11 protein-coding genes and 1 tRNA gene are annotated in these 13512 nt (G+C 69.0%); 5 read left to right on the forward strand and 7 right to left on the reverse strand.

The annotated features are described in order from the left end of the window. Nucleotides 1-18: 18 nt before the first annotated feature. Nucleotides 19-2547, reverse strand: coding sequence for an ABC transporter permease (locus tag ACFWP5_RS21515; protein ID WP_384158698.1), 2529 nt, complete (start codon nt 2545-2547; stop codon nt 19-21). A 313-nt stretch (nt 2548-2860) separates the two neighbouring features. Beyond that, complete coding sequence (locus ACFWP5_RS21520) at nt 2861-3658, reverse strand: ABC transporter ATP-binding protein (protein ID WP_384158701.1); 798 nt, start codon at nt 3656-3658, stop codon at nt 2861-2863. Nucleotides 3659-4107: 449 nt separating this feature from the next. Here ACFWP5_RS21520 and ACFWP5_RS21525 point away from each other — a divergent pair. The 3 genes from ACFWP5_RS21525 (at nt 4108) to ACFWP5_RS21535 (ending at nt 6645) form a co-directional block, all read left to right on the forward strand. Further along, nucleotides 4108-4194 (forward strand) — tRNA-Leu (locus ACFWP5_RS21525). A gap of 210 nt (nt 4195-4404) precedes the next feature. Next, nucleotides 4405-5586: a 4-hydroxybenzoate 3-monooxygenase gene (locus tag ACFWP5_RS21530; RefSeq protein WP_384158704.1), complete on the forward strand. Its 1182-nt coding sequence runs from the start codon at nt 4405-4407 to the stop codon at nt 5584-5586. Nucleotides 5587-5757: 171 nt separating this feature from the next. Beyond that, nucleotides 5758-6645: a Bax inhibitor-1/YccA family protein gene (locus tag ACFWP5_RS21535; protein ID WP_384158707.1), complete on the forward strand. Its 888-nt coding sequence runs from the start codon at nt 5758-5760 to the stop codon at nt 6643-6645. Between the two features lie 131 nt (nt 6646-6776). On the opposite strand, the gene ACFWP5_RS21540 is transcribed toward ACFWP5_RS21535, so the two are convergent. After that, on the reverse strand, nt 6777-7007 hold the full coding sequence (locus ACFWP5_RS21540; RefSeq protein ID WP_026178224.1) for a DUF4287 domain-containing protein: 231 nt from the start codon (nt 7005-7007) through the stop codon (nt 6777-6779). Nucleotides 7008-7109: 102 nt separating this feature from the next. On the opposite strand from ACFWP5_RS21540, the gene ACFWP5_RS21545 reads away from it, so the two are divergent. Beyond that, a complete protein-coding gene (locus ACFWP5_RS21545; RefSeq protein ID WP_384158710.1) occupies nt 7110-7421 on the forward strand; it encodes a hypothetical protein in 312 nt (103 codons plus the stop codon). Nucleotides 7422-7574: 153 nt separating this feature from the next. On the opposite strand, the gene ACFWP5_RS21550 is transcribed toward ACFWP5_RS21545, so the two are convergent. The 3 genes from ACFWP5_RS21550 to ACFWP5_RS21560 form a co-directional block, all read right to left on the reverse strand. Continuing rightward, entirely contained in the window at nt 7575-8354 is a 780-nt protein-coding gene (locus ACFWP5_RS21550; protein ID WP_384158783.1) for a hypothetical protein, read from the reverse strand. Nucleotides 8355-8637: 283 nt separating this feature from the next. After that, on the reverse strand, nt 8638-9858 hold the full coding sequence (locus tag ACFWP5_RS21555; RefSeq protein WP_384158713.1) for an acetyl-CoA C-acetyltransferase: 1221 nt from the start codon (nt 9856-9858) through the stop codon (nt 8638-8640). A 220-nt stretch (nt 9859-10078) separates the two neighbouring features. Further along, nucleotides 10079-11149 carry an SGNH/GDSL hydrolase family protein gene (locus ACFWP5_RS21560; RefSeq protein ID WP_384158715.1) on the reverse strand — a complete coding sequence of 357 codons (1071 nt, stop codon included), beginning with the start codon at nt 11147-11149 and terminating at the stop codon, nt 10079-10081. A gap of 146 nt (nt 11150-11295) precedes the next feature. Here ACFWP5_RS21560 and ACFWP5_RS21565 point away from each other — a divergent pair, with 146 nt between their 5' ends. Next, the gene (locus ACFWP5_RS21565; protein WP_384158718.1) at nt 11296-12687 is read left to right on the forward strand and encodes a cystathionine beta-synthase; all 1392 of its coding nucleotides are present in this window, start codon (nt 11296-11298) and stop codon (nt 12685-12687) included. A gap of 425 nt (nt 12688-13112) precedes the next feature. Here ACFWP5_RS21565 and ACFWP5_RS21570 read toward each other — a convergent pair whose 3' ends face one another. Next, complete coding sequence (locus tag ACFWP5_RS21570) at nt 13113-13433, reverse strand: hypothetical protein (RefSeq protein WP_384158786.1); 321 nt, start codon at nt 13431-13433, stop codon at nt 13113-13115. Between the last annotated feature and the right edge of the window lie 79 nt (nt 13434-13512).

A 13512-nucleotide genomic window follows, 5' to 3' on the forward strand; every position in this document is an offset into this window, starting at 1 on the left:
TGGTCAACTCGTCTACGGTTACTCGGACTTGATGGCCGACAGCATGTTCAGCTTCGCCGCGCGCCGGGCCGGCCACAGCGCCGCCAGGACGCCGACCGTGCCCGCCAGGAGGAGGAAGAGCGCCATCCGGGCCCAGGGGATGACCAGTTCGTAGGTCGCCATCTTCGAGCCGATCAGCTCACCGGCCGCCCAGCCGAAGAACACACCGAGACCGATGCCGAGCACCCCGCCGAAGAGCGAGATCACCAGGGACTCCAGGCGGACCATCCGCTTGATGCCCTTGCGGTCGAGGCCGATCGCGCGCAGCATCCCGATCTCCTGCGAGCGCTCGAAGACCGACATGGCAAGGGTGTTGATGACCCCGAGGACCGCGACGATCACCGCCATGGCCAGCAGGCCGTAGACCATGTTCAGGATGAGCGTGAAGACCTGCGCGATGCTGTCGGAGAGGTCCTTCTTGTCCTGGACCTTGACGGCCGGGTTGGAGCCGAGGGCCTTCTCCAGCCTGTCCTTCGTCGAACTCGACGCACCGTCAGCCGTCTTGACCAGGATCTGCATGTCGGCCGGGTCGGTCTGGTGCGGGGAGAGCGTCGCGTTGTCGAGCATGATGCCGCGGATCAGGGCGTTGCCCTCGTAGACCGCGGAGACGGTGAGCTGCTGCGCCTTGCCGTCCTCGTAGTGCGTGGTGAAGGTCGAACCGGCCTGCCAGTCATGGGACTTGGCCGTGTCGTCGTCCACCACGACCTGCGTGCCGGTGACCTTGAAGGTGCCGCTGTCCACCTTGAGGTCGGTGAGCTTGCCGATGGCGGAGCCGTTGACCCCCGTCAGGAACTCGGTCTCGCCGTTGATGCGCGACGGGGCGTTGCGCAGCGGGCTGGTGGCGGTGACGCCGGACGTGGTGGTGAGCGTCTTGTCGACGTCGGCGGAGAGTTCGTTGCCGTTCGCCATCGAGACGATGTAGTCGGCGCTGATCGCGGACGAGGCCATCTTGTCGATCGCCTGCTGGAGGCTGCCCGCCATCACCGTCATGCCGGTGATGAGGGTGAGGCCGATCATCAGCGCGGAGGCGGTGGCGGCCGTACGGCGCGGGTTGCGCACCGAGTTCTGGCGGGCCAGCTTGCCGGAGATCCCGAAGATCCGCAGGACCGGCGCCGCCGCGGCGATCAGCGGGCGGGACAGCAGCGGGGTCAGGATGAACACACCGATGATCAGCAGGACGGCACCCAGGCCCATGGGCGCCTGGCCGTCCGAACCGCTCATCGTCGTGGCCGCGATGACGACGGCGATGCCCGCGCCCGAGAACAGCGCGCCGAGCGTGTTGCGCAGCACCAGCGACTTGGTGGTGGCCGTCGCGTACAGGCTGCTCATCGCGGCGACCGGCGGGATCTTCGCGGCCCGGCGGCCGGGCAGCCAGGCGGCGAGCATGGTGATGAGGATGCCGACCGCGAGGGCGCTGAGCACCGTGCCCGAGGTGATGATCAGCGGGCCGTCCGGGACGGTCGCGCCGATCGTGCCCATCAGGGCGCGCAGCCCGGCGCCGATGCCGATACCGGCGACAAGACCGGCCACCGCGGCGATCGCACCGACCACGAACGCCTCCAGCAGCACCGACCGTGTGACCTGCCGGCGCGAGGCGCCGACCGCGCGCAACAGGGCCAGTTCCTTGGTGCGTTGGGCGACCAGCATGGTGAAGGTGTTGGCGATGATGAAGGTGCCGACGAAGAGCGCGATGCCCGCGAAGACCAGCAGTCCCGACTTCAGACCGCTCATCGACGAGGCGATCGTCTCGGCCTGGTCGTCGGCGAGCTTCTTGGCGGTGGCGGTCTCGGTCTGCCCCTTGGGGAGAGCCTGGTCGAGCTGTGTCTTGAGCGCCGCCTGGCTGGTCCCGGCGGCGGCCTTCACGTCGATCTCGTCGTACGTCCCCGCCTTGCCGAACAGCTTCTGCGCGGTCGCCGTGTCGAAGAGGGCGAGGCTGCCGCCGGCGGCGACGTTGCCGTCGTCGGTGGTGAAGATGCCGGTGATCTTCGGGCTGAGCACCGGGCCGTCGATCGAGAGGCGCACGGTGTCGCCGACCTTGTAGCCGGCGCGCTTGGCGGTCTCGGAGTCGATCGCGACCTCGCTGCTGCCGTGCGGCGCGGTACCGGAGGTGAGGGGGTAACGGGCGTCCTTGTCCCCCCAGTAGTTGCCGCCCTCGGACTGGAAGCCGCCGCCGATGAGCTTGCCGTGCTTGTCGGCTATGGCGGTGAAGCCGTTGACGACACCGGTCGCGGACGCGGCCCCCGGCACCTTCGCGCTGGTGTCGAGCATGGCCTGGGTCAGCTCGGGGGTCTTGCCGACCGTGTCGCCCTTGTCGTCCTGGTACTTGGCCGTGACGGCGACGTCGACCTGGTCGAAGCCCTTGGCCGAGCTGTTCTGGAAGGCGTTCGAGATGGTGTTGGTGAAGACCAGGGTCCCCGACACGAACGCGACGCCGAGCATCACGGCGAGCACGGTCATGAGGAGCCGGGCCTTGTGCGCGAGTACGTTGCGCAAGGCGGTACGGAACATGGGTTGTCTCAGTCCAGGTCTACGAGGGTCGAGCCGGGCGGCGGCGTCGGATGCCGGGGCGGTGAAGTCGGGCCCGGGACAGCGGAGTTGGGCGCCGCCGGGCAGCGAAGCCGGGGGCCCTGGCGGTGAAGTCGTCTGCCGGGGCTGCGAAGTCGGGGTCCGAGGCGATGAAAGCCGGGCCCGCACGGTGAAGTGAGGGGCTGTCAGGAGACGGCGGCTGGTGGGCCGTCAGGAGAGGGCGACTGAGGGGCCGTCAGGAGTGGACTCCTGAAGGTCCGTCGAACGTCAGCAGGTGCGGACCTCGGCGTCGAACTCAGGGGGTCTGGGGCCGCGCGGCGGCAGCCGCTGATGTTCCGCCCCCGGAAAGACGCAGCATGCGGTCGAGCACCGAGTCCGCCGTCGGCTCGTAGACCTCGTCGACGATGCGTCCGTCCGCGAGGAACACCACCCGGTCCGCGTACGCCGCCGCCACCGGGTCGTGGGTGACCATGACCACCGTCTGCCCCAACTCCCGTACGGAGTTGCGGAGAAAGCCCAGCACCTCCGCGCCGGCGCGCGAGTCGAGGTTTCCGGTCGGCTCGTCGCCGAAGATGATGTCGGGACGGGAGGCCAACGCCCTTGCCACGGCGACGCGTTGCTGCTGGCCGCCGGAGAGCTGGGAGGGCCGGTGCTTCAGCCGGTCGGCGAGACCGATCATCGTGATCACCGAGTCCAGCCACTGCTTGTCCGGCTTGCGGCCCGCGATGTCCATCGGGAGCGTGATGTTCTCCAGGGCCGTCAGCGTCGGCAGCAGGTTGTACGCCTGGAAGATGAAACCGATCTTGTCCCGGCGCAACTTGGTGAGCTGCTTGTCCTTCAGGGAGCCGAGCTCGGTGTCGCCGATGCGCACGGAACCGGACGAGAAGGTGTCCAGGCCGGCCACGCAGTGCATCAGCGTGGACTTGCCGGACCCCGAGGGACCCATGATCGCGGTGAACTCGGCCTGCCGGAAGGCGATCGAGACCCGGTCGAGGGCGACCACCTGGGTCTCGCCCTGTCCGTAGATCTTGGAAAGATCCGTGGCGCGCGCGGCCACGGAGGTGGTCCGGTCGGCGATGGGGGTGGTGGTCACGGAGGGCGCTCCTGTCGGGACGACGGTACTGCTGGGGACATGTCCCATCCTCTCGGCCCCACCGCACCGTGTAGTCACCCGCTGTTCCGGTTCCGGGGGCAGCCTTCAGTCGGACTGCGCTCGGCGCTGTCATACCTGGGGATGAGGACCAACCCGGAGACGGCCTCCGCGACGGCCTCGGCGACGACCCCCGAGATCACTCCCGCGTCCGCCCCGGGACCCCTCACGTCAAGAACCGGTGGAGCACCCTCGTTCGGGCGGTGAAATTCCGTCATTCCGCATACGAGCCCCCAGACCGCACGCAAGGCTGTTGGCAAGTGCTGATGGCTCTTTCCATGGTCTGATGAACCCTCAGACATCAATAAAATAAGACAACATCGGTCCGCCTGCCCGCTGTTGGGGATGCGCGTCCCGATAGGCTCGTGACCTCGATGCGGAGCCCACGGCCTGCCCGGATGGTGGAATGCAGACACGGCGAGCTTAAACCTCGCTGCCCCTTCGCGGGCGTGCCGGTTCAAGTCCGGCTCCGGGCACCATCGCAGTTACTGGGTGTGACTGGCGGGAACGGTGTGTTGCCGCAGTAGCCCCTTGACGGTCCCCGTCGCCCCCTTCCCGACCGTTGACAGGTGACCTGTGCGGTCGGAGACTTGGGTTGTATTGGTGAAGTGAAGAGAATTTCACCAGGCGAACGTCGATCAAACGGGAACGACCCCCAGGCAACGGCTCACGCTCGAAGGGAACGTCCGATGCGTACCACCGTCGGCATCATCGGAGCCGGCCCCGCCGGGCTCCTCCTCGCCCGGTTGCTGCACAACGCCGGGATCGGCTCGGTCGTGCTGGAGAGCCGGGACCGGGACTACGTCGAGCACCGGCAGCGGGCCGGGATCCTGGAGCAGGGCACCGTCGACGTGTTGCGCGCGGCGGGTGCCGGTGAGCGCATGGACCGGGAAGGGCTGCGGCACGACGGGATCGAGCTGCGGTTCGACCGGAAGCGGCACCGGGTGGACTTTCCGGCCCTCACCGGCGGCCGTAGCGTCACGGTCTACGCTCAGACCGAGGTGTGCAAGGACCTGATCGCCCTTCAACTCGCGGACGGCGGGCCGTTGTTGTTCGAGGCGGAGGCGTTGGCCGTCGAGGGGGTCGAGGGTGACAGCCCGCGTATTCGGTTCCGGTACCAGGGGCGTGAGGACTTCCTCGACTGTGACTACGTCGTCGGATGCGACGGCTTCTGGGGCGTCGCGCGCAACGCGATCCCCGCCGAACTGACCCGCGTCTTCGAACGGTCGTACCCCTACGCCTGGCTCGGCATCCTCGCCGATGTCGCACCCTCCCACGACGAGCTCGTCTACGCCCGCCACGAGCGCGGCTTCGCCCTTCTCTCCATGCGCTCCCCGTCCGTCTCCCGGCTCTACCTCCAGGTGGAGGAGGGCGCGGACGCCGAGAGCTGGAGCGACGACGCGATCTGGGACGAACTGGAGCGCCGGTTCGAGACCGACGACTGGACGCTCGACCGTGGTCCCATCACCCAGAAGTCGGTCACCCCGATGCGTTCGTACGTCCACGAGCCCATGCGGCACGGTCGGCTCTTCCTCGCCGGCGACGCCGCGCACATCGTGCCGCCGACCGGGGCCAAGGGGCTCAACCTCGCCGTCGGCGACGTCGTCACCTTCGCGAGGGCACTGACGTACAAGAAGGAGACGGGGAGCGAGGAACGGCTCGACGCGTACTCCGCCACCTGTCTGCGGCGGGTGTGGCAGGCCGAGCGGTTCTCCTACGACATGACGAGCCTTCTGCACCGCGCGCCCGACGCGACGCCCTTCGAGGGGCGGCTCCAACTGGCCCGGCTGGAGCGGATCGCCGCCTCGCGGGCAGCCGAGACGGATCTTGCGGAGGCGTACACCGGGTTCCCTCTGGATGAACAGGGTTAAGGGTGCTCCAAGGGGGTCGTCACGGCTTGGTACCAGTGTTCGCAGGGTGTGCGACCTACCGCGTACCTTGGCAGGACGAGGGGAAGATCCTCCCCAAGAGGTAGGGTCAATCCTTTGCCTACCTATTACTCTTGAGCCCAAGGCCGCGCGAGGCGGCCATGGAGGAGTGAAATGAGGAGCAGAAACCCGGTCTTCTCGCGACGGGGCTTCAGCCGCGACAACGGCTACGCGGGCTTCAACACCGCGCCGCAGGCCGGGGGCCCCGCCGTGGGCACGCAGGGGAACCCCTACGCGGGGGGAAACCCGTACGCGCAGAACCCGTACGCCCAGCAGGACCTGCAGCAGGGTGCACCGCCCCAGGCCCCGGCCACCACCGGCCGGATGACCATGGACGACGTCGTCCTGCGCACCGGCACCACCCTCGGCACGCTGATCGTCACGGCCGCGCTCGCCTGGGCGCTGCTCCCGGTCGACGACGCCAACATCAACCGTTCGTACGGCATCGGGATCGGCGCCGCGCTGGTCGCGATGGTGCTGGCGTTCGTCCAGTCCTTCAAGCGCAAGCCCGTCCCGGCGCTGATCCTGTCGTACGCCGCACTGGAAGGCGTCTTCCTCGGCGTCGTCTCCAGCGTCGTCGACAACCGCATCGCGAGCGGCGCGGCCATGCAGGCCGTGATCGGCACGATGGCGGTCTTCGCCGGCGTGCTCATCGCGTACCGCGCGGGCTGGATCCGCGTGAACCGCCGTTTCTACGGCTTCGTGATGGCGGCCGCGCTCGGCTTCGTGCTGCTGATGGTCGTGAACCTGCTGTTCGCGGTGTTCGGCGGCGGTGACGGCCTCGGCTTCCGCAGCGGCCCGCTCGGCATCTTCTTCGGCGTCGTCGGCATCATCCTCGGCGCGTGCTTCCTTGCCCTCGACTTCAAACAGGTCGAGGACGGCATCGCCTACGGCGCCCCGAAGGAAGAGGCGTGGCTCGCTGCCTTCGGCCTCACGCTGACGCTGGTCTGGATCTACATGGAGTTCCTGCGGCTCATCTCGATCCTCAACAGCAACAACTGATCCTCAACAGCAGCTACTGGCGGCTGCGCCAGTAGCAGCGGTGATCTGCGCGAAAGGGCCCCGGGTTCGTTCCCGGGGCCCTTCGTCATGTCCGTGATGATGTCCGTGGTGGGTCGGTCTGTGGTGCGCGCCTAGAGCAGTTTGCGCGCGGCCCTCCTCAGGTCGTACTCGTGAATGATCGCCTTGGCGTGGCCGTACGCGAGGTCGTGCTCGGCGCGGAGCCAGCTGACCTTCTCCTCGAAGCGGAAGAGGGCGGGGCCTTCGTCGACGGTGCGCAGCCAGTCGGATACTTCACGACCGGTGCAGTGGGGGATGCGGGCGAGCAGATTACGGTGGGTCTCCTGGGAGAACACTTGGGACATCGGCGCCTCCGGACGCATGGGATGTAAGCCGGTCCTTCAAGTCACCGTGCCTGAGCGTTCGCCCGTTGGCAACAGTCCCGGTACGGCGCGTAGTCTCGCGGCGTGGTGGATACGACGCGGTTGACTCAAGCGGTGGATCACTTTGCCGATCGGCTTCGGGCCGCGCCGCAGAGTCGTTTGCAACGGGGCGCTGCCGCGGAGGCGCTGGCGCTGGCCAGGGAAATGACTCGGCGGGCGCAGTTGGTGGAGGAGCCCGGGGTGGAGCCTCGGGAGATGCCTGACGCGGGGATGTTCGCCGCGGCGGATCAAATCACCGTTGCTGTGCATGACTTCGCGCTGGTGCTGGTGAGTGACGCCGAAGTCGATGAGGCGCTGGAGTTGGTCGCGGAGGCGCAGAAGCGGGCGGGGGTCTGAGGTCCGCTTGCGACTGCGGGTGCGTCGTGGCTGGTCGCGCAGCTCCCCGCGCCCCTAAAAGACGCCTGGCGCTTCCCCACCCGGGGGCGCGGGGAACTGCGCGAGCAACCCCCACGCACCCACACCCGACGAAGCACCGTGACGCCCCCGGATTCAAAGTGACGCTATGACCCTGTCCGCCAGGATGTAGACGTTTTCCTGGCCGCACGCGAACGTCAACGTGTAGGCGCCGGAGACTCCCGAGCCGCCCAGCAGGAACGGGGTTTCGCCGGCGCGGAGGGCTGTTGCGAGGCGTTCGGCTGTTTCGCGGTGGCCCGGGGTCATGCAGAGGGTGGTGCCGTCGACGAAGACGTAGACGTCGAGGGTGCCGAGGGGGCCGGGGCGGACGTCGGCCAGTTCCACGGCGGACTCGGCCAGCTCCTCCAGCGTCGCCACCGTGCGCTCGTGGTCGTTCGCCACGGGTGACTGGGCCGGTACGAAGTCCGGGTGGGAGGGGTGGCGGCGGCGCGCGGCGGCCAGCTCGGGGGACTCCCCGGCGAACTCGTCGGCGTCCGCGGACAGCTCGGTGACCGGCTCCAGCGGTTCGAGGCCCGCGAAGTCGCTCGGGCGGGGCAGGAACAGCTCGCTGTCGGGCAGACCCAGCAGGGTCGGCACCTCGGTGTCGCGGGCTTCCTGGGCGGCCCAGAAGGCTCGCGCCTCGGCCAGTTCCCGCTCCCGCTCCTCGGCCAGCGCCTCGGCCACGGCGGCGCGTATCTCATCCGCGTCGGTGTGGCTGCGGGCGGCGGGCACAAGGGCGCGCACGGCGGCGGCCCGGCCCTCGGCCAGTTCGGTGTGCAGGGCCGCTACCTGGCGACGGAGCACCAAGAGGGTGCGCAGGACGGCGACGCCCACGGCGCCTGTGGCGGCCGTGGTGAGCAGCAAAGCGATCGGCATGGCGCTCACTGACGTACTCCCGGTTCAAAGTCGACCCCCGACTTCCTACATCAGCTTGAAGGGCGGACTAACCAGCTGTCAGTGCGTAACGTCACGAAACGGGCAGGACTTTGGGCCCGATGTTTGGTGGTGAAACGGTCCTGACCTGGGGAAATCCCTCTTCGAAGGGAGATAGGTCACATCCTGGGGGAGATTGGATCACAAATCGGCCCAGAACCCAGGTGGTTACTGGGTTCCGGGCCTGATGGTGACGCAAAGTTCCCGTGCGACTACGGGGAGTTGGTCAGCTGAGGCGCTCGATGACCATCGCCATGCCCTGGCCGCCGCCGACGCACATCGTCTCCAGACCGAACTGCTTGTCGTGGAACTGGAGGGAGTTGATCAGCGTGCCGGTGATGCGGGCGCCGGTCATGCCGAAGGGGTGGCCGACGGCGATCGCGCCGCCGTTCACGTTCAGCTTCTCCAGCGGGATGCCCAGGTCGCGGTAGGACGGGATCACCTGGGCCGCGAACGCCTCGTTGATCTCGAACAGGTCGATGTCGTCGACGGTGAGACCGGCGCGCCCGAGGGCCTGCTTCGACGCCTCCACCGGGCCGAGGCCCATGATCTCGGGGGAGAGGCCGGAGACACCGGTCGACACGATCCGGGCCAGCGGGGTCAGGCCCAGCTCGCGGGCCTTCGTGTCGCTCATGATGACGACCGCGGCGGCGCCGTCGTTCAGCGGGCAGCAGTTGCCGGCCGTGACCAGGCCGTCGGGGCGGAAGACCGGCTTCAGGCCGGAGACGCCCTCCAGGGTGACGCCGGCGCGCGGCCCGTCGTCCTTCGACACGACCGTGCCGTCGGGCAGCGTGACCGGGGTGATCTCGCGCTCCCAGAAGCCGTTCTTGATGGCTTCCTCGGCGAGGTTCTGCGAGCGGACGCCGAACTCGTCCATGTCCTGGCGGGTGACGCCCTTGATCCGGGCCAGGTTCTCCGCGGTCTGGCCCATCGCGATGTACGGGTCGGGGACCAGGCCGTCCTCGCGCGGGTCGTGCCAGCTCGCGCCCTCGCTCGCGGCGACCTCGGCGGTACGGGCCTCGGCCTCGGCGAAGACCGGGTTGTGCGTGTCCGGGAGGCTGTCGGAGTTGCCCTTCACGAACCGGGAGACCATCTCGACACCGGCCGAGATGAAGACGTCGCCCTCGCCCGCCTTGATGGCGTGCAGGGCCATGCGGCTGGTCTGCAGCGACGAGGAACAGTAACGGGTGATCGTGCAGCCCGGCAGGTGGTCCATGCCCATCTGTACGGCGACGATCCGGCCGAGGTTGCTGCCCTGCTCACCGCCGGGGAGGCCGCAGCCGAGCATCAGGTCCTCGATGAGCTTCGGGTCCAGCTCGGGGACCTTGGCGAGGGCGGCCTGGATGATCGTGGCGGTGAGGTCGTCGGGGCGCAGGTCCTTGAGGGAGCCCTTGAAGGCGCGGCCGATGGGGGAGCGGGCGGTCGAGACGATGACGGCTTCGGGCATCACGGCTCCAGGCAAGAAAGGGCGGCGCGTAGCGCCTCGTTGAGGGGCGGTGGTCGGGTGGCGGGTGGGAGTACGTACGGTGATGTGGGGGCTTCTTGGGAAGTTACCCGTACGTATGGCACAGGTCACGGGGATCGCTGTGTGACCCTGACCGCAGTTTTCTAAGCGCTTGCTTGGCTCACTGACCGTCCCAGGGGACTCCGCCCCCTGGACCCCCGACCTATGCCCACCCACCACCCGACTCGGTGGGTCGAGAAGTCGACGAAACGGACGAGTGAACCGGCGACGCCTCCTGCACCCGCCTCCTCTTGCGCCGCTTCAGCAACGCCCACGGACCCCGTGGCCCGGTCGGCATCGCCGCCGTGACCTCCGTCCCCGCCTCCGAAGCCGCCTCCGCGGCAGCCCGGGCCACCGGCAGGAAGCCCTCGCGGCGGGACGCGTCCGGGCGGTCCTCTTCCGCCGGCCAGAGGCCCAGCGCCGCGCAGACGGTCGGCAGGATGGCCATCGCGGCCGTCGCGTAGCCCTCCGCCGAGGGATGGAAGTTGTCCGGGCCGAACAGCTCACGCGGGTTCGCCGCGAACTCGGGGCCCAGCAGGTCGCCCAGCGACACCGTGCGCCCGCCCTGCTCGACCGTGCCGATCGTCTGGGCCGCCGCCAGCTGTCTGGACGCCCGGCGGGCCAGCCAGCGCAGCGGCTGCTGGACCTGCTCCACCGTCCCCAGGTCGGGACAGGTGCCGACGACCACCTCGGCGCCGGCCGTGCGCAGCCGTCGTACCGTCGACGACAGATGGCGGACCGAGCGGGTCGGATGCATGCGGTGGGTGACGTCGTTCGCGCCGATCATGATCACGCAGACGTCGGGCACCCGAGTGGTGTCCGCGAGGGCCAGCGCCACCTGGCGGTCCAGGTCGTCGGACTGGGCGCCCGGGAGGGCCACGTTGCGCAGCTCGACCGGGCGTTCCGCGACCGCCGCGAGACCCGAGGCCAGCAGCGCGCCCGGGGTCTGCGCCGCCCGGTGCACACCCTGCCCGGCGGCCGTGGAGTCGCCGAGCATGGTCAGCCGGATCGGGGGTTCACCCGGGGTGTCGTAGACATGTCCGTACCGGCCGTCCGCGCTCGGCACATGGTTGCTGCCCGCACCATGGCCGTTGCCCACATGCCGTTTCACGAAGCGGACCTCGGCCAGCACCAGGCCGATCGCCGCCGCGCCCACCAGTCCGACCCCACCACCGCCGTACGCCGCACCGGCCGCGATCCGCCGGGCCACCCGCGCCCTCGACATCCTCGTCATACGTCGCCGCCACCTCCTCGTAGCCGTCATCCACTCCTTGCCCCGAACAGCACGTCGTCCAATCTCAACGGGCGGTGAACGTCATTTCCGGGCCTTACGCTGACAGGACCATTCACGACACTTCTTTGCAGCAACCGGAGACAACGGTGCAATTCCACGACTCGATGATCAGCCTCGTCGGCAACACCCCGCTGCTGAGGCTCAACAGCGTGACCGCGGGCATCCAGGCGACCGTTCTGGCCAAGGTGGAGTACTTCAACCCCGGCGGATCCGTGAAGGACCGCATCGCGCTGCGCATGATCGAGGCGGCCGAGAAGAGCGGGGAGCTTCAGCCCGGCGGCACCATCGTCGAGCCGACCAGCGGCAACACCGGCGTCGGCCTGGCCATCGTCGCCCAGCAGAAGGGGTACCACTGCATCTTCGTGTGCCCCGACAAGGTGTCCACCGACAAGATCAACGTGCTGCGCGCGTACGGCGCCGAAGTGGTCGTGTGCCCGACCGCTGTGGACCCCGAGCACCCGGACTCGTACTACAACGTCTCCGACCGGCTGGTCCGTGAGACGCCGGGCGCCTGGAAGCCGGACCAGTACTCCAACCCCCACAATCCGCTCTCCCACTACCACTCGACCGGCCCCGAGCTGTGGAAGCAGACCGAGGGGAAGATCACCCACTTCGTGGCGGGTGTGGGGACGGGCGGGACGATCTCCGGCACCGGGCGCTACCTCAAGGACGCCAGCGACGGGGCCGTCCAGGTCATCGGTGCCGACCCCGAGGGGTCCGTCTACTCCGGCGGCTCCGGGCGGCCGTATCTCGTCGAGGGCGTCGGTGAGGACTTCTGGCCGACCGCCTACGACCGGACCGTCGCGGACGAGATCGTCGCCGTGTCCGACAAGGACTCCTTCCAGATGACCCGTCGGCTGGCGAAGGAGGAGGGGCTGCTGGTGGGCGGCTCCTGCGGGATGGCCGTCGTGGCCGCGCTGCGGGTCGCGGAGCGGCTCGGGCCGGACGACGTGGTCGTGGTCCTCCTCCCCGACAGCGGTCGCGGCTACCTCTCCAAGATCTTCAACGACGAGTGGATGGCCGACTACGGCTTCCTGGAGGACGAGGGTCCCAGCGCCCGCGTCGCCGACGTCCTCAACGACAAGGTGCACGGCGCCATCCCGTCCCTCGTGCACATGCACCCGGACGAGACGGTCGGCGAGGCCATCGAGGTGCTGCGCGAGTACGGCGTCTCGCAGATGCCGATCGTGAAGCCGGGCGCCGGTCACCCCGACGTCATGGCGGCGGAGGTCGTCGGCTCGGTCGTCGAACGGGAGCTGCTGGACGCCCTGTTCACCCAGCGCGCCTCGCTGACCGACCCGCTGGAGAAGCACATGTCGGCCCCGCTGCCGCAGGTCGGTTCCGGTGAGCCGGTGGGCGACCTGATGACCGTGCTGGGCGCCGCCGACGCCGCGATCGTCCTGGTCGAGGGCAAGCCGACCGGTGTCATCAGCCGGCAGGACCTGCTGTCCTTCCTCGCCAAGGGCGGGAAGCAGTAGGAAACGTCCGGTGAACGGGCCGTGACGGCGGCGACTTTGCGGTTGCCCACCAAAACGGTGGACTTCGCGGAAGTGGTACGAGCGCGTCACGTCCACGCAGCACACGCTTAACAAGCGTCGGGCAGATTAGTGGGTGTCGGCAGGGCGGGAGCGGCTCCCCGCCTCGCCGACACAAAAACGGCGTCACGGACCTCCGGAGCGGCTCCCGGACCTCCACCGACGCCTTGGACGCGCACGCCCGGCCCTGACCCGGCACGCGTCCCTCGCGGGGACCGCCGTCGTCCCGCCCTCCCGGCAACGGGGGGTGCGGCGGTCCCCGCGCATAGCTTTTCCACGGCCTCGCACTTTTCTACGGCCGTTCTTCTACGGCCCGGCAGGCCCTGTAGTGGCCCAACTCCCCAGGCGCGAGCACCGTTCAGTCCTCTTCAGTCCTCCCACTCACTGTCCTGGGAGGACTTCGCGCGTCGGCCGCCGAAGAGCCCCGGGTTGGTGCGGGCGGCCTGGACGGCGTTGACGCCGACGATGCCGACCCACGCGACCAGCAGGCCGGGAAGGTGGGCGATGCCGCCGCCGATCGCGGACAGCGGGATCGCCAAGACCATCGAGACGATGCCGAAGCCGAAGCGTTCGCCCCAGGAATCGGTGCCCTGCGGTGCGCGGGAGCCGCGGGCGACCACCATCTGCTGCTCGGCCAGCTGCCGGCGCACCCGGCGTTCCACCGCGCCGTCGATGCGCTGGTCGACCATATCCAGGAACGAGTCGACCACCGCCCCCACCTAAACCTCCCCCACTTACCAGCCCGCCAGCACGGTGGGGGTGTGTTAC

This window comes from Streptomyces sp. NPDC058469 (genome assembly GCF_042721125.1).
In the GTDB taxonomy this organism is placed as follows: domain Bacteria; phylum Actinomycetota; class Actinomycetes; order Streptomycetales; family Streptomycetaceae; genus Streptomyces.

Bases quoted from the DNA above. Each gene is read 5' to 3' on its own strand.
- ACFWP5_RS21515 (WP_384158698.1), bottom strand. From the start codon at position 2,547: ATGTTCCGTACCGCCTTGCGCAACGTACTCGCGCACAAGGCCCGGCTC.
- ACFWP5_RS21530 (WP_384158704.1), top strand. From the start codon at position 4,405: ATGCGTACCACCGTCGGCATCATCGGAGCCGGCCCCGCCGGGCTCCTC.
- ACFWP5_RS21535 (WP_384158707.1), top strand. From the start codon at position 5,758: ATGAGGAGCAGAAACCCGGTCTTCTCGCGACGGGGCTTCAGCCGCGAC.
- ACFWP5_RS21540 (WP_026178224.1), bottom strand. From the start codon at position 7,007: ATGTCCCAAGTGTTCTCCCAGGAGACCCACCGTAATCTGCTCGCCCGC.
- ACFWP5_RS21550 (WP_384158783.1), bottom strand. From the start codon at position 8,354: ATGCCGATCGCTTTGCTGCTCACCACGGCCGCCACAGGCGCCGTGGGC.
- ACFWP5_RS21555 (WP_384158713.1), bottom strand. From the start codon at position 9,858: ATGCCCGAAGCCGTCATCGTCTCGACCGCCCGCTCCCCCATCGGCCGC.
- ACFWP5_RS21560 (WP_384158715.1), bottom strand. From the start codon at position 11,149: ATGACGAGGATGTCGAGGGCGCGGGTGGCCCGGCGGATCGCGGCCGGT.
- ACFWP5_RS21570 (WP_384158786.1), bottom strand. From the start codon at position 13,433: ATGGTCGACCAGCGCATCGACGGCGCGGTGGAACGCCGGGTGCGCCGG.